The following is a 297-nucleotide window of genomic DNA, read 5'->3' as shown; positions in this document are numbered from 1 at the left end:
GTACCCGGACACGGTGCTGCTGGCGGAGGCCAACCAGTGGCCCGAGGACGTCGTCGACTACTTCGGGGACTACTCCTCCGGCGGCGACGAGTGCCACATGGCGTTCCACTTCCCGGTCATGCCCCGCATCTTCATGGCCGTGCGGCGCGAGTCGCGCTACCCCGTCTCCGAGATCCTGGCGAAGACCCCGGCGATCCCGTCGGGCTGCCAGTGGGGCATCTTCCTGCGCAACCACGACGAGCTGACCCTGGAGATGGTCACCGACGAGGAACGCGACTACATGTGGGCCGAGTACGC

Annotated in this window: 1 pseudogene; it reads left to right on the top strand. The window is 67.3% G+C overall.

Annotation, left to right across the window (positions count from 1 at the left end):
• Window positions 1-297 (top strand): annotated as a pseudogene (locus tag ADL34_RS04970) (trehalose synthase); the annotation flags it as partial.

Source organism: Streptomyces sp. NRRL WC-3605 (assembly GCF_001509795.1).
Classification (GTDB): Bacteria; Actinomycetota; Actinomycetes; order Streptomycetales; family Streptomycetaceae; genus Streptomyces; species Streptomyces viridochromogenes.
The sequence above is the reverse complement of the archived record's forward strand: the minus strand, read 5'-3'. Positions and strand labels throughout refer to the sequence as shown.